The sequence below is a fragment of the Longicatena sp. 210702-DFI.1.196 genome, from assembly GCF_020563125.1.
Lineage (GTDB): Bacteria > Bacillota_I > Bacilli_A > Erysipelotrichales > Erysipelotrichaceae > Longicatena > Longicatena caecimuris.
Genome location: NZ_JAJCPX010000002.1, coordinates 81,110 through 104,842, shown reverse-complemented (window position 1 = coordinate 104,842; position 23,733 = coordinate 81,110). Strand labels below are relative to the sequence as shown.

22 protein-coding genes are annotated in these 23,733 nt (G+C 37.4%); 18 read left to right on the top strand and 4 right to left on the bottom strand.

Annotation, left to right across the window (positions count from 1 at the left end; translation table 11 throughout):
- Positions 1-107: 107 nt before the first annotated feature.
- From LI241_RS01565 to LI241_RS01550, 4 genes are all read left to right on the top strand, one after another.
- On the top strand, positions 108-821 hold the full coding sequence (locus LI241_RS01565) for a LytTR family DNA-binding domain-containing protein (RefSeq protein WP_008687294.1): 714 nt from the start codon (positions 108-110) through the stop codon (positions 819-821).
- Positions 822-2,006: a sensor histidine kinase gene (locus LI241_RS01560; protein WP_008687295.1), complete on the top strand. Its 1,185-nt coding sequence runs from the start codon at positions 822-824 to the stop codon at positions 2,004-2,006. It begins immediately after the preceding gene.
- Between the two features lie 291 nt (positions 2,007-2,297).
- On the top strand, positions 2,298-4,319 hold the full coding sequence (locus LI241_RS01555) for an ABC transporter ATP-binding protein (protein WP_008687296.1): 2,022 nt from the start codon (positions 2,298-2,300) through the stop codon (positions 4,317-4,319).
- On the top strand, positions 4,294-6,132 hold the full coding sequence (locus LI241_RS01550; RefSeq protein WP_008687298.1) for an ABC transporter ATP-binding protein: 1,839 nt from the start codon (positions 4,294-4,296) through the stop codon (positions 6,130-6,132). The genes LI241_RS01555 and LI241_RS01550 overlap by 26 nt, the downstream gene beginning before the upstream one ends.
- A gap of 177 nt (positions 6,133-6,309) precedes the next feature.
- On the opposite strand, the gene LI241_RS01545 is transcribed toward LI241_RS01550, so the two are convergent.
- A complete protein-coding gene (locus tag LI241_RS01545; protein ID WP_008687300.1) occupies positions 6,310-7,509 on the bottom strand; it encodes an FprA family A-type flavoprotein in 1,200 nt (399 codons plus the stop codon).
- A gap of 359 nt (positions 7,510-7,868) precedes the next feature.
- On the opposite strand from LI241_RS01545, the gene nagA reads away from it, so the two are divergent.
- From nagA to LI241_RS01515, 6 genes are all read left to right on the top strand, one after another.
- Entirely contained in the window at positions 7,869-9,008 is a 1,140-nt protein-coding gene (gene nagA / locus LI241_RS01540; protein WP_008687301.1) for an N-acetylglucosamine-6-phosphate deacetylase, read from the top strand.
- Positions 9,009-9,086: 78 nt separating this feature from the next.
- On the top strand, positions 9,087-9,872 hold the full coding sequence (locus LI241_RS01535) for an HAD family hydrolase (RefSeq protein WP_008687302.1): 786 nt from the start codon (positions 9,087-9,089) through the stop codon (positions 9,870-9,872).
- Between the two features lie 52 nt (positions 9,873-9,924).
- The gene (locus LI241_RS01530) at positions 9,925-10,788 is read left to right on the top strand and encodes an aldose 1-epimerase family protein (RefSeq protein WP_008687303.1); all 864 of its coding nucleotides are present in this window, start codon (positions 9,925-9,927) and stop codon (positions 10,786-10,788) included.
- Positions 10,788-11,054 (top strand): GNAT family N-acetyltransferase, encoded by a 267-nt coding sequence (locus LI241_RS01525; RefSeq protein ID WP_008687304.1) that lies wholly within the window; start codon positions 10,788-10,790, stop codon positions 11,052-11,054. Before LI241_RS01530 ends, LI241_RS01525 begins: the two co-directional genes overlap by 1 nt.
- 140 nt (positions 11,055-11,194) lie before the next feature.
- The gene (nagB, locus tag LI241_RS01520) at positions 11,195-11,911 is read left to right on the top strand and encodes a glucosamine-6-phosphate deaminase (protein WP_008687305.1); all 717 of its coding nucleotides are present in this window, start codon (positions 11,195-11,197) and stop codon (positions 11,909-11,911) included.
- Positions 11,912-12,016: 105 nt separating this feature from the next.
- Positions 12,017-12,880, top strand: coding sequence for a Cof-type HAD-IIB family hydrolase (locus LI241_RS01515; RefSeq protein ID WP_008687306.1), 864 nt, complete (start codon positions 12,017-12,019; stop codon positions 12,878-12,880).
- Between the two features lie 37 nt (positions 12,881-12,917).
- Here LI241_RS01515 and ybaK read toward each other — a convergent pair whose 3' ends face one another.
- Positions 12,918-13,394, bottom strand: coding sequence for a Cys-tRNA(Pro) deacylase (gene ybaK / locus LI241_RS01510; RefSeq protein WP_008687307.1), 477 nt, complete (start codon positions 13,392-13,394; stop codon positions 12,918-12,920).
- Between the two features lie 115 nt (positions 13,395-13,509).
- Between ybaK and LI241_RS01505 the strand changes: the two genes are divergently transcribed.
- From LI241_RS01505 to LI241_RS01490, 4 genes are all read left to right on the top strand, one after another.
- Positions 13,510-14,388, top strand: a complete 879-nt coding sequence (locus tag LI241_RS01505; RefSeq protein ID WP_008687308.1) for a Cof-type HAD-IIB family hydrolase — start codon at positions 13,510-13,512, stop codon at positions 14,386-14,388.
- 53 nt (positions 14,389-14,441) lie between these two features.
- The gene (gene trxA, locus LI241_RS01500) at positions 14,442-14,750 is read left to right on the top strand and encodes a thioredoxin (protein ID WP_008687309.1); all 309 of its coding nucleotides are present in this window, start codon (positions 14,442-14,444) and stop codon (positions 14,748-14,750) included.
- Between the two features lie 259 nt (positions 14,751-15,009).
- Positions 15,010-15,723, top strand: coding sequence for a DUF554 domain-containing protein (locus LI241_RS01495; RefSeq protein ID WP_008687311.1), 714 nt, complete (start codon positions 15,010-15,012; stop codon positions 15,721-15,723).
- Between the two features lie 1,210 nt (positions 15,724-16,933).
- Positions 16,934-17,317, top strand: coding sequence for a hypothetical protein (locus tag LI241_RS01490; RefSeq protein WP_008687313.1), 384 nt, complete (start codon positions 16,934-16,936; stop codon positions 17,315-17,317).
- 301 nt (positions 17,318-17,618) lie between these two features.
- On the opposite strand, the gene LI241_RS01485 is transcribed toward LI241_RS01490, so the two are convergent.
- Positions 17,619-18,137: an SECRET domain-containing protein gene (locus tag LI241_RS01485; RefSeq protein ID WP_008687314.1), complete on the bottom strand. Its 519-nt coding sequence runs from the start codon at positions 18,135-18,137 to the stop codon at positions 17,619-17,621.
- Positions 18,138-18,478: 341 nt separating this feature from the next.
- Here LI241_RS01485 and LI241_RS01480 point away from each other — a divergent pair, with 341 nt between their 5' ends.
- Positions 18,479-20,221 (top strand): DEAD/DEAH box helicase, encoded by a 1,743-nt coding sequence (locus tag LI241_RS01480; RefSeq protein WP_008687315.1) that lies wholly within the window; start codon positions 18,479-18,481, stop codon positions 20,219-20,221.
- A 197-nt stretch (positions 20,222-20,418) separates the two neighbouring features.
- Here the strand turns inward: LI241_RS01480 and LI241_RS01475 are convergent, their stop codons facing one another.
- The gene (locus LI241_RS01475; RefSeq protein ID WP_008687316.1) at positions 20,419-21,309 is read right to left on the bottom strand and encodes a mechanosensitive ion channel family protein; all 891 of its coding nucleotides are present in this window, start codon (positions 21,307-21,309) and stop codon (positions 20,419-20,421) included.
- Positions 21,310-21,551: 242 nt separating this feature from the next.
- Between LI241_RS01475 and LI241_RS01470 the strand changes: the two genes are divergently transcribed.
- From LI241_RS01470 to LI241_RS01460, 3 genes are all read left to right on the top strand, one after another.
- Positions 21,552-22,013 carry a hypothetical protein gene (locus tag LI241_RS01470; RefSeq protein WP_008687317.1) on the top strand — a complete coding sequence of 154 codons (462 nt, stop codon included), beginning with the start codon at positions 21,552-21,554 and terminating at the stop codon, positions 22,011-22,013.
- 61 nt (positions 22,014-22,074) lie between these two features.
- On the top strand, positions 22,075-22,845 hold the full coding sequence (locus LI241_RS01465) for a hypothetical protein (RefSeq protein ID WP_008687318.1): 771 nt from the start codon (positions 22,075-22,077) through the stop codon (positions 22,843-22,845).
- 31 nt (positions 22,846-22,876) lie between these two features.
- Positions 22,877-23,686, top strand: coding sequence for a hypothetical protein (locus LI241_RS01460; RefSeq protein ID WP_008687319.1), 810 nt, complete (start codon positions 22,877-22,879; stop codon positions 23,684-23,686).
- The last annotated feature ends 47 nt before the right edge of the window (positions 23,687-23,733 follow it).

Below are 23,733 nucleotides of genomic sequence, written 5' to 3'. Positions count from 1 at the left end.
CAAGAGCCACCTGCATAAACCAAACTTAGGCAAGGAAAGGCTCTTTTTTCCTATGCTTGTAAGATAAAGCAACAACGCGTATAATGGAAACAGAATGGAGGGGTTTGATGCGTATCGCAATATGTGATGATGAGGCTGTGCAGCTGCAACTTATCGCAAACTATGTGGAAGAATATCAAAACATTTATCATCAACCTTTGACAATCGAATGCTATTCCAATGCGGATGCCCTTTTGTTTGCTTATCAGGAAGACTATGCCATCCCTATTCTATTATTAGATATCCAAATGAAAGGATTAAATGGCATGGAGCTGGCAAAACTCGTCAGAAAGTATTCCAAGGATACAATCATCATTTTTATTACCGGTGTCAGTGATTATGTTTATGATGGATTTAATGTACAGGCTTTAAATTATCTGATGAAGCCTATAAAAAAAGAACAGCTGTTCGCTTGTTTAGATAAGGCAATAGAGAAACTAAATACACAGCAGCCAACCATCGCTCTATGTTGTGATAAACAGTGGCTGCGCTTTCCTGTAAAAGATATCCTGTATGTAGAAAGTGATGGTCATTATTTGGATGTTTATACGAAAAAACAATGTTATCATGTGAAAAAAACAATGAAGGAAATGGAGGAAGCGTTACCAACATCCCTGTTTTTTCATTTATCACGCAGTTATCTGATTCAACTTGAGGCTATCGAAAAAATCAATACACAAACGCTATGGATGAGCAATGGACAATGCATACCGATTCCCAAAGGGAAATACCGTCTGCTGAGCAAGGCCTTTATTGCCCATCATTTTAAGGAGGCTATGTAAATGGAACTCTTGGCTATAGCATTTGCCTTATGCAGCATTTATCTGTTACAGTTACAACTTTTCCATTTTGATTCTGGAAAAACTAAACATATGGTATTGTGGCTGTTGATTTTATGTAGTTTTGGGATAGGGTATATGCTCCATGTTCAATTTGTTATTTGGTTAAGTGGGTTCTTTCTGCTGTATTGTTTTCTTTTCTTTTATTGTGATGCCACCTTGTATGATAAACTGCGATATGGTCTATTTAGCATACTTGCGTTTTTCATCGATTATCTTGTCATGGTATGGCTGTTGGCAGCGCCTGTTTGGATCATTGCTTTATCAATGGTTGCGATACAGTATGGTATCTTATTGTATTTACAGTTACATGTCACTTGGTTTATGCTGTTATTACATAGTGGAGTTAGCGTGCTGGTTTGTTATCTGGCGTTGCAACAGCCAAGTGCAGGCATTTTCTTGTTGCTATGGATAGGAATGGTGCAGTATTTGCATGGGCAATATGCAGCGAACTTTGAGAAAAATACCAGAGCATTTCAAGAAGATGTAATGGCGCATCATTATGCGGAAGTAAAAAGTGTTTATATGAATATGCGTGGCTGGCGGCATGATTATCATAATCATTTGCAATCTTTAAAAGCGTATTTGCAGTTAGGACAGTATGAAGAGGCAGATGCCTATTTGTTTGAGCTGGAAAAAGATCTCGATAGTGTTGATGCTTTGGTAAAAAGCGGTAATTTGATGGTTGATGCGATTCTCAATTCCAAGTTGACCATCGCAAAACAAAAGCAGATACATGTGCAGTGTAAAGCACATGTCGCAAAACATATTGCGATACGTGATATTGATTTATGTGTTATCATTGGCAATTTGTTAGATAATGCCATTGAAGCATGTGAGATGTTAGAGGAAAAGGAACGTTTTATCAGGATTTATATAGAGATTGTGAAGCAACAGCTGTATATGTCGTTTACGAATGCAGCTATGGAAGATCTGAATTTCAATCAAAAGAGCTATATCAGTGAAAAGCGTGGAAATCATGGGCATGGCATGAAGCGGGTAAAGTTAACGGTTGAACGTTATGATGGTTACTTAAACTTGCAGAATGAACCTGGTGTATTCGTTAGTGAAATCATGTTGCCGATTGTATCCTGTGATGAAGAAGCAGCAATCGAAGCTTGCACATAAAGCATAGCTTCACGATATGCACCTTTTGCAATGTTCTGATAGAAAGGGATAATATTCTCTTTTAAAGGCATATAGAAAACGACGTTTTATGAACGAAAAAAGGGATTTCGTGAATGAAATGTCTTTTTTACTATTGTTTTGTTATACTTTTCCATAGAAACATTTTAGAAGTCATACGATAGCTTAAGAACTGTCAAACAATGGAGAAATAGGAGGATTGTTTTGCGGTTAGGAATCGTTATGAAATCATGATTTCATGTATTGACTGTTGGTATGAGAAAGGTTGATGTTATGACTAGAGAAGAAATACGAAAGAACTATCGCTATAAAGATAATATGCGGATGTTATTAAAAGATATCGGTTGTTGTGGAAGACAATATTATGTGTATATGGTGTTGGAAATTATTTTAAAAACCATTGCACCAATTCTTCTGATGCTGCTTCCTGTTTATTTAGTTGGCTTGTTGGAACATCAGATAGATCTTGTTACGATCTGTGAGAAACTGAGTATATGGATCGTCGGGATTCTAGGTATTTATCTGGCTGATACATGGTTTCATGCGCAAAACATGCGCATCTTTGAAATGTTGAGAATGGCATTGTACATGCATCGTTTTTATAATTGGCGTGTGCATATGGATCTTTTGAGCTTAGAGAATGGTGAGAATAACGAGATGGAAATGGAAATTCGCCAGGCGCTGTTGCAGGGAAGCAGTCATGGTGTTGGAGCTTTGTTAGAAAGCAGTATATCACTTGCCAGCAGTGTGTTAGGTTTGTTGCTATATGCCATTTGCATTGGACAATTGCAGCCATTTCTACTGTTTTTGATTATGATTGCCGGTGGTGCAGCCGCGTTTGCAAAACGGCGAGCTAATATTTATGAATACCAAAAGATGGGACGCTTCTGGGAGAACAATGGTAAGTTTTGGGGTATGAAGAATGATAGCATCAATTTGGAAAAAGCCAAAGATATTCGCATGTATCATTTAGCTCCATGGTTTGCGGATAATTTTGAACGCTTGCGTAAAGAAGCAGTAACGATTTATCAAGATGTCATGCAGAAACGCTTTTTAGCAGATGCTGCCGCTAGAATGGCGACCTTTCTACGGGATGGGGCAGCTTATGGATATTTGCTTTATCTCATGATCAATGGAGATTTGGATGTTGCACAGTTCTTGCTTTACCTAGGTGTTGTCAGTGGTTTTACAGCATGGATGCAAACAATTGTTGAAACGTTGACCATCTTGAATCAGGAGTCTTTGAGTGTATCGTTTCTACAGGCATATCTGGCACAGGAAGATAAAGATCAAAAGGAAGGCAGACAAGAAACGGTGGCTATGGAGAGTAAAGAAGTTCCAGAAGTATCTACTACATCTCAACCACAAGAAAACGCAAAAACGCATCTTGAAGCTACAAATGCGCTTGAAGATAATAGGCTGAAAGAATGTCATGAAATACGTTTTGAGGATGTGAGCTTTGCTTATCCGGGGCAGCCACCCATCTTTGAGCATTTTAATATCACCTTGCATGCCAATGAAAAAATTGCTTTGGTTGGTATGAATGGAGCCGGCAAAACGACACTGGTAAAACTGTTATGTGGTTTGTATCCTTTAACATCCGGACATATTTATGTAAATGATATGGATATTGCACAAATTCCTCATGAATTATATGTTTCGATGTTATCCATCGTTTTCCAAGACTCACAGATTTTTGCCTTTGACATTGCCAGTAATGTTGCCTGTACGACTAGCCAGGACAAACAAACGCTCAAGAGCAAAGATGCTGCTATGAATCGATTATTAAAGAAGATGCAGTGTGGCGATACCTATGCCATCTATGATGAAGAACGTATTTTAAGCTGTTTACAAAAGGCCGGTCTGCAAGATAAGATTGATCAGCTGCCACAGGGAATTCATACACATCTTACTACGTATCTGCAAAAGGATGGTGTTTTGTTAAGTGGCGGTGAAATACAAAAACTGATGTTAGCGAGAGCCTTATATAAAAAAGCACCTATTCTCATACTAGATGAGCCTACCAGTGCTTTAGATCCAATTGCGGAAAGTGAGCTTTATCAGAAATATGCCCAGTTAAGTGAGGGGAAGATTTCGTTATTTATCTCACATCGTCTAAGCAGTACCCGTTTCGCTGATCGTATTTTATTTTTAGAGCATGGTAAGATCATCGAAGAAGGCAGTCATGAGGAATTGCTTAAGAAACAGGGAGCTTATGCGAAGATGTTTCAGATGCAGGCACATTATTATCAAAAGGAGGCTGGAAGGAATGAAGAAATTATACCAAATGCATAAACAAGGCTTTCAGCTTTTACGTTTTATCTATCGTCTTGATCATTCTGCTTTACCAATTTTCTTATTACGCCATACCATGGAAGCTGTATCCCCTTATCTTCAAATCTTGTTTAGTGCCATCATTATTGATGCTTTATTACAACAGCATTGGGAAAAAGCCGGTTATACCATTCTCATCATGTTAATCGTTAATTTACTGTTTGGGCTTTTATTGGATTATGTAAAAAGCAAAAGTCAGGTTCGTTCCATGTCTGTTCATCGTCAGTTCAATGCGATGATTTGTTTAAAGACGATTGATCTAGACTATGCGACATTTGCGGATAAAGAAGGCTTAGAAGCTTTTTCACAAGCGGATGCGGCAATGGCGATTCATGGAGGATTTGGTCTGCTGCTTGAAATTTATACCGAAATGGTACAACATCTGTTATCGGTGAGCATTGCTATCGTATTGCTCTTGGAACTGTGTCAAAAATATGGGCAGAGGATGCCGGGGGTACTTGGCTTTTTTCTGACACCTGTTGGCTCGCTTTGCACACTATGTGTCTTATTTATCAGCTTACTGCTGTTATATGGGAAATCCGCAGAGTATGTCAATAAAAACAATTTGCAGATATTTGAGCATGATATGTCAGTGCATCAGGAAATGCAATATTTTGATAGTTATGCGTTCCATGCAGATAAGGGAAAGGATGTACGTATCTATCGTATGCAGCCAATGTTATTACAGGCATGGAATGCATTATGTGAACGATTGAATCAATCGCTTAGGAAAGAGTGGCAATATACACGCAGATCCACCTTATTTTATGTTTTTATCAATCATATCGTTATGTTATTGTCCTATATATTTGCCACGTTAAAGTTCTTCTCACACGCTATTTCGATTGGGGAATTCACGAAATATTCTAGTGCGATAGCCAAATTAAATGAAGCTTTGCGATCTTTGGTAGAAAATAATGGGCAGTTACGTACGATGATAGGGTATTTAAGCTATTATAGTGAATATATGAAAAAAGAGAATAAGTTGGATACCGGTACACTGCCTGTTGAAAAACGTTTAGACAATGAATTTGAAATAGCCTTTCATAATGTTAGTTTTGCTTATCCGAATACGAATACTTACGTATTAAAAAACGTATCCTTAACATTGAATTTGAAACAAAAGATTGCACTGGTTGGGCCAAATGGTGCCGGAAAGTCAACTTTTATTAAGCTATTATGCCGTTTATATGACGTGAGTGAGGGTTCTATCACTTTGAATGGGATTGATATTCGTAAATATGATTATCAAGAATATCTGAATCTGTTTGCGGCTGTTTTTCAAGACTTTACTCTTTTCGAGTTTCCGGTAGGAGAAAATGTCGCATGTGAACAGCAGTATGATGAAACAAGAGTTTGGCAAGTGCTACAACAGGCGGGAGTAAGAAAGCGTGTAGAACGCATGAAGGATGGTTTAGCAACGCCTATGTTTTATCGAGAAAAGGATGGCGAAGATGTATCTGGTGGGGAAGCACAAAAAATAGCGATTGCTAGAGCATTGTATAAAGATGCACCTTTTGTGATTCTTGATGAACCTACCAGTGCCTTAGATCCGATTAGTGAATATGAAATTTATACGCATTTTCACGACATGGTTAAAAATAAGACAAGTATTTATATATCTCATCGTATGAGCAGCTGTCGTTTCTGTGATGATATTCTAGTATTTGATCATGGACAACTGTTGCAGCGAGGGACGCATGAGGAATTGATGAAGGATACAAAACAGGTGTATGCGAAAATGTGGAAGGCACAAGCCAAATATTATGTGTAATTAATATCCGCATACGAGCAGTTGTTATCATAGTTACAATGTTGTGGTATCTTTCATAATAGCACACATAGAAAAGCACGCATAGAATAGCACACATATAATAAGCACGCATATAAAAAATTCTCACTCATCATAGTGCCTCTTTGAAGTACGTATGGAGTAAGAATTTTTTAATATTTAATTTGCTTTTATTTCTGTTGCTAACGTTTTACCTAGTTCCATTAAAGCATCGAGATCTTCTTGGGTTGGTGTATAATTCTGTGATACCACACCATCCTGTAATAAAGGCAAGCCAGCTCGTACAAGACGTTCATTTACCTGCTTTGTCACTACATCCGCCCAGCCATAGGAACCAAAGCCCAGAGCTTTTTTATTCTTTACCTTGCAGCTAGCTAGTTTTTCTAAGAAAGCAGCGATGCTTGGTGCCATAGCATTATTGTAGTTACCACTACCTACTAAAATAGCCTTAGCATCCAGTAATTCCTTCATAATAATAGCAGGAGAAGTTAGGGAACATTTAAAGATCTTTACACAAATCCCATTTCTTCCAAGTCCTTCTGCCAATGCTTCTGCCATCATCTGGGTATGCTTCCAAACACTTTCATACACAATAACCACTTTATCTTTTGCGGCAAATGTTGCAAATTCCTGGTAAGCATCAAATAATTCCTTTATGTATGTACGCCATATGATGCCATGCGCAGGGGCAATCATATCAATTGGTAATCCCATTTCTTGAATCTGTTTTAATTTATTGGCAACCTGCATACCATATGGCATTACAATATTTGCATAATAGTCTTTTGCCCGATCGATACATTTCGCTAAACCATGTGCATCATCAAAGATATCATAGCTTGCTATATGCTGCCCAAAGGCATCATTAGAAAAGACGATGTTTGCTTTATCCACATAGGTCAGCATGTTATCCGGCCAATGAATCATCGGCATTTCCACAAAGGTGAGCGTATAGTCACCGGTACATAGGGTATCACCGGTTTTTACTTTATGATAATCATATTCCTTGAAATATTGCTTCAACATAATTTTCACACCGGCATTGGAAGTGTATGGCTGCGCATTTGGATATGCCTGCATGAACTTCACAAAACCTCCGGAATGATCTGGTTCAGCATGCTGCACGATTACATTATCGATTGGTTTGTCCCCAATGATGGAATGAATGCGCTCCATCATAATGTCAAAAAATTCTTCCTCCACCGTATCAATCAAGGTGATCTGCTCATCAACGATCAGGTAGGAATTATAGGTTGTCCCCTCACTAATCGGAAATAGATCCCCGTGGAAATGGCGGCAGTTAAAATCATGAACACCTACCCAATACATGTTTTCTTTTAATTGAATGGCTTGTTTCATTTCAATCACTCCTTTTCGTATTGTTAATTTTATCACTTTTACCGTTGATTATTCTATGCTTTTCTTATATAAAATGAAAGTTATATGCTTAAAAATTAAGACATTTTATAAGAAATCAGAAAATTCTGTTAAATTAAAGCATAGAACTCACTAATAATTACTATAGAACTTACTAATAATAAATAAGAATAAAGAATAGGCGGATCTATCATACACAAGCATAACTTTTGTGGAATGCATCTTAAGGAAAGAGGAAAAGGAATAAAAAAACGAAAAAAAAGTCGCGTTTCTTTCTTTATCAAAAGGTTTGGAGTATAATAAAAGAGAATAAAAAAGGATGATTAAAGGAGGATTTTTTCATGATTATTCAAAGTAAACGCGTATGGGTCATGGGGCACTTCTTAGAAGCTCAGCTGGAAGTTGAAGATGGCAAAATCAAAAACGTTCTGGCTTATGGTGCTAAGGAAGTAGATAAAGACTATGGCGACAAACGCATTGTGCCGGGATTTATTGATATCCATACACATGGAGCATATGGCTTTGATACAAATGATGCAGAGCCTGAAGGATTGCGCAATTGGATGAAGAACATTCCTGAGGAAGGTGTTACCAGCATCTGCCCTACAACAATTACGCAGACAGAAGAAGTATTAACCAAAGCAGTACGCAATGTAGCTAATGTAGTGAAGGAAGGCTATGAAGGTGCGGAAATCTTAGGTATTCATTTTGAAGGACCTTATCTGGATATGAAATACAAGGGGGCACAGCCTGAACAGTGTATCGTAAAACCAGATGTAGAACAATTCAAACGTTATCAAACTGCCGCTGATGGATTAATTAAAGTTATCACCATGGCTACGGAACAAGATGACGATTTCAAATTGACGAAATATTGTGCAGAAACAGGTGTTCGTGTCAGCATTGGACATTCTGCTGCAACGATCGAAGAAGCTGGTATGGCAATCGCTAATGGTGCTACCGGTATGACACATATCTTTAACGGTATGACACCATTCCATCACCGTAAACCAGGTTTGGTTGGCGCTGCTATGCGTTTCCGTGATACATTTGGTGAAGTAATCTGTGATGGAAACCATTCTACACCAGATGCCTTAAATGATTTGTTTATGGCAAAAGGAAGAGATTATACGATCATGATTACTGATGCTTTAATGGTAAAGGGCTTGCCAGTAGGTACCAAAGTATTGTTCGGTGGTAATGAGATTGAATTGTATCCGGATGGAAGTGCACATTTGACAGATACCAAAGGCTTAGCTGGTTCTACTTTAAAAGTAAACCAGGGCTTAAAGGTATTGGTTGAAAAGGCAATGATTCCTTGGGATTATGCCATCAATTCTTGTACGATCAACCCAGCAAGATATTTAGGTGTTGATGATCGTAAGGGTAAATTAGTAGCCGGTTATGATGCGGATATCGTTGTATTAAATGATGATTATTCAGTAGAAATGACTTACTTAAAAGGAAAAGAAGCATTCTAAAAAGAAAATAGGCGGTATGGGTGTCCATGCCGCTTTTTCTGTGGTAAGATGTTTGATGATGAAGTAAAGGAGTAAGCTATGAAGAAAATAAAAGCCTTATTTTTTGATGTAGATGGTACCTTGTATACCCATCGTGTACATGATTTTCCCCAATCTACACAATATACCCTACATAAGTTAAAAGAAAATGGTTATAAGGTTGGTTTTGCGACCAGCCGATGCCGTTTTGAAACAAGCAATCTGCCCCGCTTTTTCCGTGAATTTGCCTTTGATGCCTGTATTTATGATGGTGGTGCTTTGGTCATGGAAGGAAATGAAGTATTTGAAGAAAGTCCTATGCAAACGGATGAAATTCAGAAATTATTAGACTATACAAAGAAAGAAAAAATAGCAGTACGCTATTCTACTTTCGCTGATGATTGCATCGCTCATTACGGTGATGCTCGCATCCTTGATGAATTTTTTAAACTATATTTAAATATGCCAATAGAAAAGCCCTATGAAAATGAAAAGGTGTATAATATGCTAGCCTATCCGAGTGAACAACGGCAGGCAGAAGAAATAAAGCAGTTATTACAAGAAAGCTTTATTGTGGAACATTCACGTCATACCTTAGAAATTACTGCCCGTGATATAGATAAAAGTAAAGGAATTGCCCATTTATGTGAGAAATGGAACGTTGCCATGCAGGATATCATATGCTTTGGCGATGGGGCTAATGATGTCAATATGTTAAAGGCAGCCGGTGTTGGTGTTGCCATGGGCAATGCAAATCCTAAAGCATTGACGGCTGCGGATGTGGTGTGTGGCCATATTGATGAGGATGGTTTATATCATTTCTGTAAAGAACATAATCTTATCTAAGCGATATCATATTCGTGATATAATAAACATATAGAAAAAAGGAGATGTACGCATGAAACTGGAAAATGAACGTTATGAAGTAACCTTTGTGGAAAAAGGAGGAGAAATTTACAGCTTTACGGATAAACAAACTGGCTTGCAGTATATGTGGCAAGGTGATAATGATAACTGGGGAGGCAAAAATCCTTCACTGTTTCCAATTATCGGAAACACATATACAAAGGATTATCAGATTGATGGGAAGACGTATGCAATGAAAAATCACGGTCTTATTCGTTATGCAACCTTACATTGTAAAAAAGACGATGGTAAGGAAGTTATCATGGAACTTGACAGCAGCGAAGAAACCTTAGCACAGTATCCATTCCCATTCCATTATGAAATTGCTTATACATTAGAAGACAATAAATTAACGATTACTTATCATATTACAAATACCGGAGAAAATGAAATGCCATTTACCTTTGGCTTACATCCGGGATTTAACTGCCCTTTATGTGAAGGTGAGAAATTTGAGGAATACACTTTATCTTTCACGAACGAAGAGCATATGCAACAGTTGGTATTTGATCCTGATAAAAAACATCCATATGAATTAAAGGATGTTGTGATCAAAGACATGCCATGCAGCTATGAAGAAATCGAAAACTTTGCGACCTTAATTTATAAAGACGCTAGAAGTGCCTATCTGACCTTAAAAGGGCCTAAGGGTCATGGGGCTACTATCAGCATTGCCGGTTATCCATATGTCGCTATTTGGACAGCAAAAAAAGGTGCTCCATTTATTTGCTTAGAGCCATGGTATGGACATGCGGACTTTAGTGAGGTCAAAGAAGATTTCTACCATCGTGAAGGCACGATGCTGTTAAGCCCAGGCAAAACATTTACCACAGCTTATACGATTGAGGTGTTCTAGTGCATTTTCAGATGGAACGCGGGCGTATTTATCTGATGCAAGAGGGCAAACTGTTGGCAGAGCTGACCTATACAGATGAAGGAGATTATTATAATGTTGATCATACCTTTGTTGATGAGTGTCTGCGTGGACAGGGCGTTGCCGCACAACTGATGGCAGCTTATCAAAGTCTATTAGAAAAGGAACAACGCAAAAGTACAGCGACGTGCTCTTATGCTCTTAAATGGGCGGAAAAACATAAGGAATATGCTACGTACTGGATGTAGTAAAAAGGCAAATTTTGCCTTTTTATAATGCAATAGAAATTGCTATCTGAGAAAATCATTCTTTTGTCTTTCTACATTGAAAAGGCTTTAACAAAGCGTTATAATAAGGGTGTGTGTAATATGCAAGGAGGAGAAATTTAATGAAAGTAATTAAAGTTAAGAATTACGATGAAGTGAGTGCAGAAGCATTCAAGGTGATGAAAGAAGTAGTAGCAAATAAACCCGAAGCTGTTTTAGGCTTAGCTACGGGAAGCAGTCCAATCGGTCTGTACGAAAATATGATCAAGGATCATAAAGAAAATGGTACCAGCTATGCAAAATGTCAGTCATTCAATCTGGATGAATATGTAGGTATTGACCGTAACCATTCCCAAAGCTATTGGACATTTATGCATGAAAATCTGTTCCATGGCATTGATCTTCCAGAAGATAAGATTCATGTTCCTTATGGAAATACAAAAGCAGATTGTGAAGGCTATGAAAAAGCAATGGAAAATGTCAGTGTTGATATTCAGGTATTAGGTATCGGTGGAAATGGACATATCGGTTTCAATGAACCAGGTACACCATTTACTGAAGAAACGCACATTGTTGACTTAACAGAAAAAACACGTTCTGATAATGCTCGCTTCTTCGAAAATGATATTAATAAAGTTCCTACACAGGCAATTACCATGGGTATTGCTACTATCATGAAAGCTAAGAAGATTCTGTTGGTTGCCTCTGGCGCAAATAAAGCAGATGCCGTTGCCGCAATGGTAAATGGACCAGTAGATCCAGCATGTCCAGCATCTGTATTACAAAATCATCCGGATGTTGTCGTTATCGTTGATGAAGAGGCTGCAGCTAAATTATAAGATACATGGGGGTTCTTGATGAAGAACCTCTTTTCTTTTTCTATCTGTTAAACATTTACTTTTTTTATGTTTGGTCTATAATGGAGAATGAAAGTGAGTGAGGATATGGCAATAAAATTGATAGCGTTAGATTTAGATGGTACCTTGTTGACAAGTAAAAAAACCATCGATGAGGAAACGAAGAAACGCTTACTAGAAGTGCAAAAAATGGGAATCAGTATTGCGATAGCGACAGGACGTGATAAAGGTGGAATTGACTTTGTAAGTAAACCTTTGCATTTGGAAGAAGGGAAAAATTTCGTTGCTGGTGTGAATGGGCAGATCATTTATGATTTTGCAAAAAAGGAATATTATGTAGATGGCGTTTTTGGGGCAGAAGATGCGAAAAACGTTATGCGTTTGGGAAAGAAATACGATTTTGAAGTTATTAGTTGTTGTGGCTATGATAACTATGATTTCATCAGCAAAAAGTTAAAAGCAAAGAAAAAAATCCGCAGCTTACTGTTTGGTGCACCAATGGATTATGGTTTTAATCAAGGCAAACGACGCTTTTTACCTATTCAGGATTGTGAATATGAAATCACACAGGATATAAATAAATTCGTTTTGATTCAAACTGCCGCATATTTTAAAAAGCATTTGAACAGTATTCGCCGCGAATTAAGTGATTATGACATACTCGAAGTCGGACCGGCATGGATCGAGATTATGCCAAAGGGTGTCAGTAAGGGAAGTGCTTTATTGAAAATCGGTAAAGAAAATCATATCTCGCCAGATGAAATGATGGCCTTTGGCGATGCCGAAAATGATCTGACCATGTTTCAAAGTGTCCGTTATGGAATCGCGATGGGGAACGCGATGGAATCGTTAAAACGTTATGCATATGATGTTACGGATACCAATGATCAGATGGGAATCGCGAAAGCATTGGATAAATATATTTTTTATCCTGCAAGGGCTAAAAAATAGTCTGGTAGATCATAAAATAAGGTCCTATTAGAGGACCTTATTTTATGATATCGGCTGTTTGAGCGTGAATAAGTGCTATCAGTTTTCTTGGTTCCATGGCAATCTGATAACCAATCTTGCCACCGCTAAACATGATCGTGGAAAAAGCTAAACAACTTTCATGCAGGAAGGTTCGATAGCTTTTTTTCATTCCAATAGGAGAACAACCTCCGCGGATATAACCGGTTATTTTATTTATATCCTTTACATGAATCATTTCGACAGCTTTAACATTTGCTGCCTTTGCGCACTTTTTCAAATCTAATTCCTGTGCCACCGGAATCACAAAGACAAGATATTCTTTGGTATTGGCAATGGTCACTAGCGTTTTAAACACCTGATCGGGATTTTGTTGAAGTAACTCAGCAACATGTGTACCACCGATAGCTTCTTTGCCATGGGCATAAGTAAATACTTCATAAGGTATCTGTTCTTTATCTAACAAACGCATGGCGTTGGTCTTCTGCAATTTCATTGATATCCCTCCATTGCCAGTAGTATAACACTTTTTTGCAAATGAGAAAAGTAATGAAATTCATCGTAAAATGTGTATAATGAACATAGATGCATCTTATGCTGGGAGGGTGTTTATGACAATAAAACTAATCGCAATGGACATGGATGGCACTTTATTACGCAGTGATAATACCATTTCGCAAAATACCAAAAATATATTATTAGAAGCACAGAAAAAGGGAATCATCTTAGCTTTGGCAAGCGGGCGCAGTTATGCTAAATTATTACCGTATGCACAACAGCTACAGATGCAGAAATATGGCGGCTATTTGATTGAGGTTAATGGTATGGCGGTGTATGATCTGGCACATGCGAAGCGTCATGTGGATGGTCGGATGCCAAAAGAAAACGCTCAAGAAGTATTTACCTATTTCTCAAAATGGAAAGTAGAAATCATAGGAAATATGGATGAGGGAATGTATGATTATAATCCACCGGCTTTATTGGAAGAAAAGAAAGCGTATCGCAAATTGCATTCTTTGCCAAATGATTTTCCATGGACCGGAGGAGCATTTGAATTTATGATGGATAATCGTCAAGGTTATCCGGATTTACGCTATATTCATACAAAAGAAGAGATTATTGAAGATGTAAATAAAATATCCGTAACTTATTGGCCATATGTCATGAAAGAAGTCGCTAAACGGGCGAAAGAGGATTTAAAGGACCGTTATTGGATCGGTTTAACAAGTGATAAATGGTTAGAAGTGATGATGCCAAACGTGACAAAAGCATATGGATTAAAGAAATTAGAAATGCTTACCGGTATCAAACTGGATGAGATGATGGCGATTGGTGATGGGGAAAATGATATAGAAATGCTGCAGATGGCTGGGCTTGGTATTGCCATGGGAAATGCGATGGAGAATGTAAAGAGAATTGCGGATGATGTGACGGCTACCAATATGCAAGATGGAATCGTGGCCGCAATTCATAAGCATTTGGGCATTTAAATGCATGAAATAAAAAAAACATGCTATACTGTAAACAGTTGGAGGTAATGACTATGAAAATTATAAACAAATCTGAATTCGATTCGGTAATTGCACAAGGTGTTGTCTTAGTTGATTTCTTTGCGACGTGGTGCGGTCCTTGTAAGATGCTGTCTCCGGTATTAGAAGAAGTCGCAAAGGAAGTAGAAGAAAAACTGGATATTGTAAAGGTAGATGTCGATCAGGATGGTGAATTGGCAATGCGTTTTGGCATCATGTCAGTTCCTACTATGATTATTTTTAAAGATGGACAGCCAATGACACAGCTACAGGGCTTTATGCCAAAAGCACAGTTAATGAATGAACTCAAGAAAGTTATCTAAAAGAACATCGTTACTATAAATAGAAACGTATTCTTGTATGATCTGTTGTTTAACATGGATCTTACAGGAATTCTTTTTTTGCCTATGTGTTTCTGCGCTTACAGATTAAGCTAAACGACAAAATTTACATGGTGATGGAAATGGAATGATATTATTTTCATGTTATATGAAAGAAAATGTCATATGTTTGAAAATATTTGTTGACAATTACTTTTCTTCCGTGTACAGTGAAACACAAGATAGAAAGAGGGTTTGGGACATGGGTACGATCATCAATGTAATAGCTGTTGTTATCGGTGGCGGTATCGGATTATTTGTGAAAGGCGGTTTGCCTTCCCGTATGCGCGATTTGTTGATGCAAGCTCTTGGGCTTTGTACAATGTTTATAGGGATTAGCGGTGCTATCAGTGGCATGATGAAGGTAGAAGGGGCAACGCTTATCTCCGGTGGAACTATGCTGTTAATTTTTTCTTTAGGCATTGGGGCATTATTGGGAGAAGCATTACGACTAGAAGATCGTATGGAGGCATTGGCAGAATATCTGAAGAAGCTAACTAAATCCAGTGATAGCCGCTTTGTGGAGGGTTTTGTCAGTAACAGTCTGATTATTTGTGTGGGGGCTATGGCAGTCGTTGGGGCATTACAGGATGGTTTGCTTCATGATCCTACTATGTTGATCACAAAAGCTATTTTGGATGGCGTTATCTCCATGGTATTTGCTTCTGCATTAGGAATCGGTGTAATATTTGCGGCCTTGCCATTACTCATATATCAAGGAGGTATTACCTTACTGGCATCCTTCATGGCGCCTATTTTTTCTGATGCTTTGACTCAAAACTTATCTTATGTTGGATCGGTATTGATCTTTGGTGTCGGTATTAATTTGTTTTTTGGCAAACAGATACGTATCGGCAATCTATTGCCTGCGTTATTGGTGCCGATATTATATGAGCTGATGCAGCTTATTTTCTAAATTATATCTATACAAAGAAAAGAAGTACCTGAGGGATGGTACTTCTTTTCTTAACTCAAACTCAATTTTGAAAGGGAGAAAGTATGAATAACTTTGAGGGGAAATTTAGTCATACTTCTAACAGGAACTCCTTCCTGTCAACTATAGTATAATAAAAGGATGTCAGACAAGTTTCGTTGAATCATGTAAAAATATGTGAGAAATTTTCTGGAAAAAAAGAGATAGGTATTCTTTCTTTTATTAAATCATAAACAAAAAGGCGTTGTACCTTTTTCCTTTAATTTATGGAAAAGAGTAGTGTGATTTGTCATTTGGAAAATTGGTCATATTTATAGGTAAGGTAAATCCTTTTGCACACACCTAGTATAATAAAAAGCCATCATATCCATAAGTTATAAATTTGTGATGAAAGAATTTGGTTAAAACAAAAATCTATAATCTGCTCATCCTAATACTTTATGAAGTTTATAAAAAGCATATGCCTTAAAAAAATAGAACATCCAACAAAAAAGACGTTACTTGGGGAAACGTCTTTTTTGCTTGATAAATTATAGTATATTAAATGGAAAGGGAGAAAGTATGAATTTTTGAGGGAATCATCATACTTACCGCAGGAGGTCATATCCCTTCCTGCTGACTATAGTATACAAAAAAGATGTGAGATAAGTATGTAAGGAGTATGGAAAATTATGTGTAAATCGCATTGTTTTTCTTTGAATTATGGGAAACTGAAAAGAAGGATCGCTTATTAGCAACGGAAAGCCATGTTTTGATCGGCCTTCCATCGTTTGATTTTAGGTCTACTTTTAAGGGTACATCATAGCAACTGCGGTTTTTTCTATTCGTACTATGGAAATAGGAAGGTATGAAGAATCTTATGTGATGTTCTGCTGGCTCTGCAGATAACATTTTTTATCTGTAGCGATGAGGCTTTGGCTAGATAGACATCTCTTGCATAGGATAAAGAAAAGAAACGCGAACTTAGGGGGAAGCTCTCGTTTCTTTTCTTTAAATTATTATGTTTTTGAAAGGGAGAAAGTATGAAATTTTGAGGGGAAAATATGTCATACTTAGCAGGAGGTTAGTTCCTTCCTGCTGACTATAGTATAGTAAAAAGTCATCAGATAAGTATGTTGAATCTGTGGTAAATTATGTGGAATCCAACCATGGTTATGTGATATCATGTTACCATGATGGGGAGGTGTAAAAAATGATAAGTTTTTTGAATTTAGATAAAGAAAAGATACTTACGGCGGCGAAACAGCAATTCCCTCATGCCTATATTGAGCAGGATGATGTTGATTTTTATCTTCCGGATATTGAAAAAGGTGAAATGCAGATCATGTCTGTAACATATCCGGTTTATGTTAGTACGCATTATGCATATGAAGATAAGATGGTAAACGGCAATAAAACGCGTTATAAAATACCTTTATCAATCATCTATACAAAGCAGGATGCCTATGAAATTATTTATGACAGCCGTGATATTTGTTATGTTGCTTATGAACAAGAGAATGCCATACAATTTGTATTATATGAAGATTTTTATGATTTCATAAAGGACCAAATTACGATTTGTGAAAAAAAATGAAGCGTCTGACATAATTCGACAAATCTTTCTATTCGCTATATTGTATACTAACGATGGCAGTGAGAACTGCTACTATGCGTAAATAATCCCCGAAGACTATCCCTATTTACGTATTGATCATTCTATCCCCTATAGTGAAGAAGACCCTGTTTGTCAGGGTCTTCTTTATGTGGTGTGCCAGGTATGGGACATACTAGGTGGTGTGAGAGCTTGGAAACTCAATTGTTTCCTCCTACTCAATTAGATATTGATAAAAGGGAAGGACTTGCATAGATATCAAAAGGTTAATCAACGAAACATCCTAATCCGTCATAAACCAGTTGTAATATTGCGTCAATTCAGATACATCAATATCAAGTTCTTTTAAGAAAGCGTAAAAATCATCATGCAATTTTTTGCCGTGTTCTTCATCCTTTTGATCACAGATGGATGGATTTTTTTGTTGCTTGCCACCTTCAATATCATACATGCATACCTGCTGTTTATGATTAACGATGGACATGGCAGAATCATTGGTTACATCAATGGTATATTGATTTTTTGATAACGTATCCATATACGTAATGCTGGACAATTTACCTTTTTCATTCGTTAACGTTATTTTTGTATTGAGTTTTATAATTACCATACCGATAATTTTATCTTCCGAGCCTTTATAGCCTGTTACTTCATATCCTGCATTTTCTAAACGGAAATCGATTTCTTCCATGGAAGGACTATCGTTGGAAGAACAGCCGGCCATAGCGAAACACAGTAGCCATACAGCCAGTAATTTTCGTAATTTCATCTGATTATCTGGTATATCTGAATAATGACGCATCTAAGCAGTCATTCTTACAATATACGCTTCCTTTCTATCAACCTTTTTAACCGTGGTTGATGACGGTTATTGGTATATATATAATGTAATTGGGGATGAGTATGCGTATCATCTGCGGTTTTAACGCTTTCATGTAAACTTACTCCTCTTTAACTATAGCACATCTTTGTATTTCAGGAAAGAGGTTACATTTTGATACATATGGGAGATATGCGAATAGTTAGGTCTTTTTTGGGTAGTATGTAAAAGAAATGAATTGACGGTGTGAAACAACATGTGATAAACTTAGTGAGTTATCGCGTCAAGTGAAAGCTATCGCGAATGATAGAAAGAAGGTAACAATGACAACATTTAATGAATTACCAATCAGCAGCGAAATTATGAAGGCTGTTGAGGAAATGGGATACGAAAATGCAACCGACATTCAGGCACAATCCATTCCATGCATTCTGGAAGGAAAAGATGTGCTGGGTCGTTCTAATACAGGAACAGGTAAAACAGCCGCATTTGGTATTCCAGCAATCGAAAAAGTTATTCCTGGAAATAAGTTTCCAAATGCACTGATCATCTGTCCAACCAGAGAATTAGTGACGCAAGTCGCAACTGAACTGCGCAAGTTTTCCAAGTATAAGGAAGGTGTAAAAATTGTTCCGATTTATGGTGGTCAGCCCATTGATCGCCAGATTCAGCTGTTAAAACGCGGCTGTGGTATCGTGGTAGGTACACCAGGAAGAATTATGGATCATCTAAATCGCCGTACCTTGAAATTGCAGGATGTCAACATGATCATTCTGGATGAGGCAGATGAAATGCTGAACATGGGATTTAAGGAAGATATTGAAGAGATTCTTTCTATGATGCCGGCGGATAATGAGCATCAGACAATTTTATTCTCAGCTACATGGCCACAAGCGATTTTAAAAATCACCGAACAGTTTCAAAAAGATCCTGTACGTGTAGAAATTAAATCTTCTCAACGTACGATAGATACTGTGGAACAGATTTATTATGAAGCACCACGAGGCAAAAAAGCGAATGCCTTGCGGGTTCTTTTAAATCATTATGATCCTGATCTGTGTATGATCTTCTGTAATACCAAAAAGATGGTAGATGAATTATGCGAAGAATTAAATAAGCATGATATTAAAGCGACTTCCTTGCATGGAGATATGAAACAAGAATTCCGTAGCCGTGTAATGGAACAATTCCGTAATGGGACAAGTCCTATCTTGATTGCGACAGATGTTGCCGCAAGAGGTATTGATGTAGACGATATTGATCTGGTTGTAAACTTTGATATTCCTCAGGATATGGAATATTACATACACCGGGTAGGGCGTACGGGTCGTGCCGGTAAAAAAGGACTTGCTATCACATTAATCAGTGGGGGAAAACAGCGCGGTGCTATCAAAGATGTCATCCGCTATACAAAAACAAATATCACTCGTCATGCCCTGCCAACCAGTGCTCAAATGATGGAAGCGAATCGTAATGCTTTTATTGCCAAAGTTAAAGAAGCTTGCGATGAAGGAATCACGGAAGAAAGTATAGAAATTGCCAATGCTTTGATGGCAGATGGCATTGCCCTTGAAAATATCATCAGTGCTTTGATTTCTATGAACTATAAGAATGAGGTCATTGATATTGAGGAAGAAGAAAATGTAAAACGTTATGCATCAGATTTTGATGCCATCACATTGAAATTCTCCGTAGGTCGCACCCATGGCATTCAACCTGGTAACATCGTGGCGGCAATTATTGAAGAATGTGGCATGAGTCCGAAAGCGATTGGACGTATTGATGTTCGACCAAATTTCTCTTTGGTTGATATTGCAGCAGATAAAGTAGACATTGTGTTGAATAACATGCAGCGTACGACCATTCGTAAACAGGAAGTCATGGTTGAAATTGACAGTGCGCCAAAACGCAAGACGAATCGCCGTGATGGGGCAAAAAATAACACTCGTGATGCATCTAGACGAAACAATCGTCATGCTGGGGATGGTTCCACACGAAGAGGAGCAAAACGTCCTGGAAATCATGATAAGAGTGTTCGCAAAAGTGCAAAAAGGAAAGCAAAGTAAAGAAAGATTGTTAGAGGCATAGTGCCTCTTTTTTTTATATAAGTAGTGTTCCTTCAATTTTCCATTGTTTTTACGGTTATCGTTAGTACATGTAAAGAAATAACATGAAAAGGGCTTGTTTCTGTAAAGATATTGAAAATATTATAAAAAAGGAGAACGTATCGCCTAGGTTCTCCGAAGTCATTTTTCTTATCAAGTTATCTTGTTTCTATAGAATCGTCGTTAGCATTCGGGTGTTGGGATTTTGTAATAATTGTGCGATGTGGATAAGGAAAATCAATCCCCTCAGCATCAAAGCGATGCTTGATGGCAATTCTTAAATCAGATAGTAAAGCAAAGCCTTCCGCATTTGACGTAGAATAAACCGTTGTTCGCAAAGTAATACTGGAATCGTTAAAGCGTATCAGACGGACGATGACGGGTTCTACACCAGCTGTAACTTCATCTTGGCTGCGATGATCCAAAAAATTAGGGTGTGCCATAACTTCTTCCTTGATGATGCGCATAGCTTTATCCATATCACTTTCATAACTAATATCCAATTCTAAAAAGTTTCCTTTGGTATTGTCATTTAAACTAACGTTTTCCAATACCGCTTTATTCATAACACTGTTTGGTATGATCACCTTGGTGTTTTCATATGTTTGAATGACGGTATCCCGTAAGGAAATATCAACGACATAGCCTTCATATTCCCCTTGATTGACCTTAACCAAATCCCCGATCTTGAATGGTTTAAACGTTGTGATCAAAAGACCATTTACAAAATTCCCCATAGCCTCTTGTGCCGCGAAACCAATCACAACCGCAATGATGCCGGCAGATCCCCATACTTTGCCCAGTACGCTTTCAAATGGTGTTAATAGGGATAAACAGCCATAAATAGCAATGGTATATAACGTGATTTTCACTAAGCGCATAACAAATCTGGTATTTACTTTAACATGGCGCTTAATAGAACGATTGATAAGACGTTTTAACAGATAAGCGCATACTAGAAAACATAACATGATCATTAGGGTATCTAAGAATCCATATTTAAACACAGAGCCTTTGCCCCATTGATTGATTTCATGAAAAATGTCCATGTGACGCCACCTTTCTATAACAAGATTATCTTATGTCAGATTGTATGCTTTGTCAAAGAAAAAGAAGTGGATCATAAGAGAAAAACGTCAAAAGCTTGCAGTGAAGAGGCAATGTCAGAAGAATATGGAAATGTAGAGGATGATTGTTGAAAATATCTAAGTAAATAAGTGGAATTGTGTGATATTATTGATATAAATAAATTTTCAGATATAATAAATTTTAGATAAGAAGGTGTCTGAAGATGAACGTTAGAAGTAAGATATTAAAAATCCGAAATCTTCCCACAGATGGAGAATTGATTGACCATATCAACGCAAAACCTTATCTGTTTATCTTGGTTTGTATTGCGATAGGCTTAGCATTGATGTTTACGCGTCTATATCTGATTGGTATCGTTATTACGTTCATGTTTTTATATTATCTGCTGTTTGTGAAAGATGTGACGTTGATTGAGTTTTATGATAAATATGCCATCTTTTATTTAAATAATGGCAAGGATGAATGTTTCTTGCTGTTTTGGGAAGATGTTGAAAAATGGAGTATTAGCAGCAGTCGCAATGATCTGGATGTACTCAATATCGTATTGCGTAATCAGGAAAGCATTGCTTTAAAATGTTTGGGAAGAAAAAAGGTGGCACGTTACTTTGTTACGTATGTGTCCACTCCCTGTGAAAAAGCCATAGGAAAGCAGCATGCATTGTAATGTTGCTTTTTTCTTTACGGACGATATGATATAATACACTGTGTTTGAGAGGAAGATGGACATGGATACTTATCATGAAATCAAGATGCAGGTGAAAACGCAGTTAAAAGGGCATTTCCTATTTCTATATGGATGGCTGCTGTTTGTTTCCTTACTAATAGCACTCATCCAAAATGTTGGCGGTTTTTTGGGTAATGGGTTAGGAGCAACCTTGCTTTCTTTGGCATTATCGCTGCTTTGTGTAGTGGTCAATAATACGATGCTCTTTCTGTTTATTCAAAGGGTCAGAAGTTTACGTTTCCGCAAACAGGATATCCGCTATTCTTTTTCTAAGGCCGGTGAACAGATTGTCATTGGTTTATGCTTAAGCTTGTTGCAACTGTTTTTGCAGATAGCTGTCAGTGTATGTGCCTTTTTACCAATCTTATACATGCTGGTATCTGCGTTTCTCAGCCTGTTTTTCGTCTATTGGTATGCCTGCATTGCCTGGCTGATCTATGATCAGGATACACACATTAAAGATTTATTCATAAAACCATTGCACATTATGAAAGTACAGGCATCCGCCTTATTTTGGGCAGGTGGTTTCTATGTGCTGTGGAATATCCTATCGCAAATTGGTTTAAGCATGGTATTAAAGCCATTTATTAAGGAGAGCGATTCCTTAGAACAGGCTTTGTTAACACTTGTTCAGCAAGGGGCAGATCATATGGAAACGATCTGGCTGTTATTAGCATTTTGTATTGTGTATTTCTTAGTACAATATGTAATACTTGTCGTGCTGTATACCTTTTTAGCAAATGTATATGAAATGAGCAGAGAACGCTCGTAATAAATCTGATAGAGAAAAATGAGGTAAGGATATGAAAGCATGGAAAGAATTTATGGAATTTACAAATCTTAAAGGACAAGTAAAGAATTTTGTCATGCTCTTAATGCTGACTAGCTTTTTGTATTGTTCCGTATATACAATTTTGGCGAATTTCATGTATTGGAATGGAAATACCCTATTATTTTATGGGATTTTATATGTGTTAGTCATTGTTTCTGCTTATGTGTACATGCTGGTATTGTATCAGTTTCTAAAGAAAAAGCGAGATGATGATTTGCGTGTGGATATGAAAGCTTGTCGCATACCGCTGATTATGACCCAAAGTGTGTTTTTTCTATTGATGGCTGGGGGCAGTTTTGTATCCTACTTACTTATGGAAAATCAAGATCTGGCGTTTTTACAATATCTATTGACACCAATCTTGCTGCTACTGCTTATGCTTTATATTCCCTGGCAAGTATTTGCTATTTTGGAAATACTAAATGGTAAGAAGCATCCCTTGCGCATATTGAAAGATGCCTTGCTGATTATTTTACGACATTATCAATCCGTCTTTTACTCATTGCTTGCTTTGGGAGCAATCGCTGCCATATATTATAGCTGTATGGATGCGATGTTTGAGATTTCTATTTCATTGGTTCCGGCAACGGCCGTTATTGATATCATGACACGAGCAAATCCTTTTTTACAACTGTTTACGTTAATGGCAAGTGTCCTGGATAATGTGAATATTGCGATACCGGCAATACTTTCTCTACTTTATGGCATAATCATGTGCATTGCTTTAAGTTTTTATTATATGGTCTTAATTTGTATTTTTGATGATGATATTCATGTATAAGCTTGTGACATGTTGAAATAGGAACATACTATAAGGTAAAGGATGAT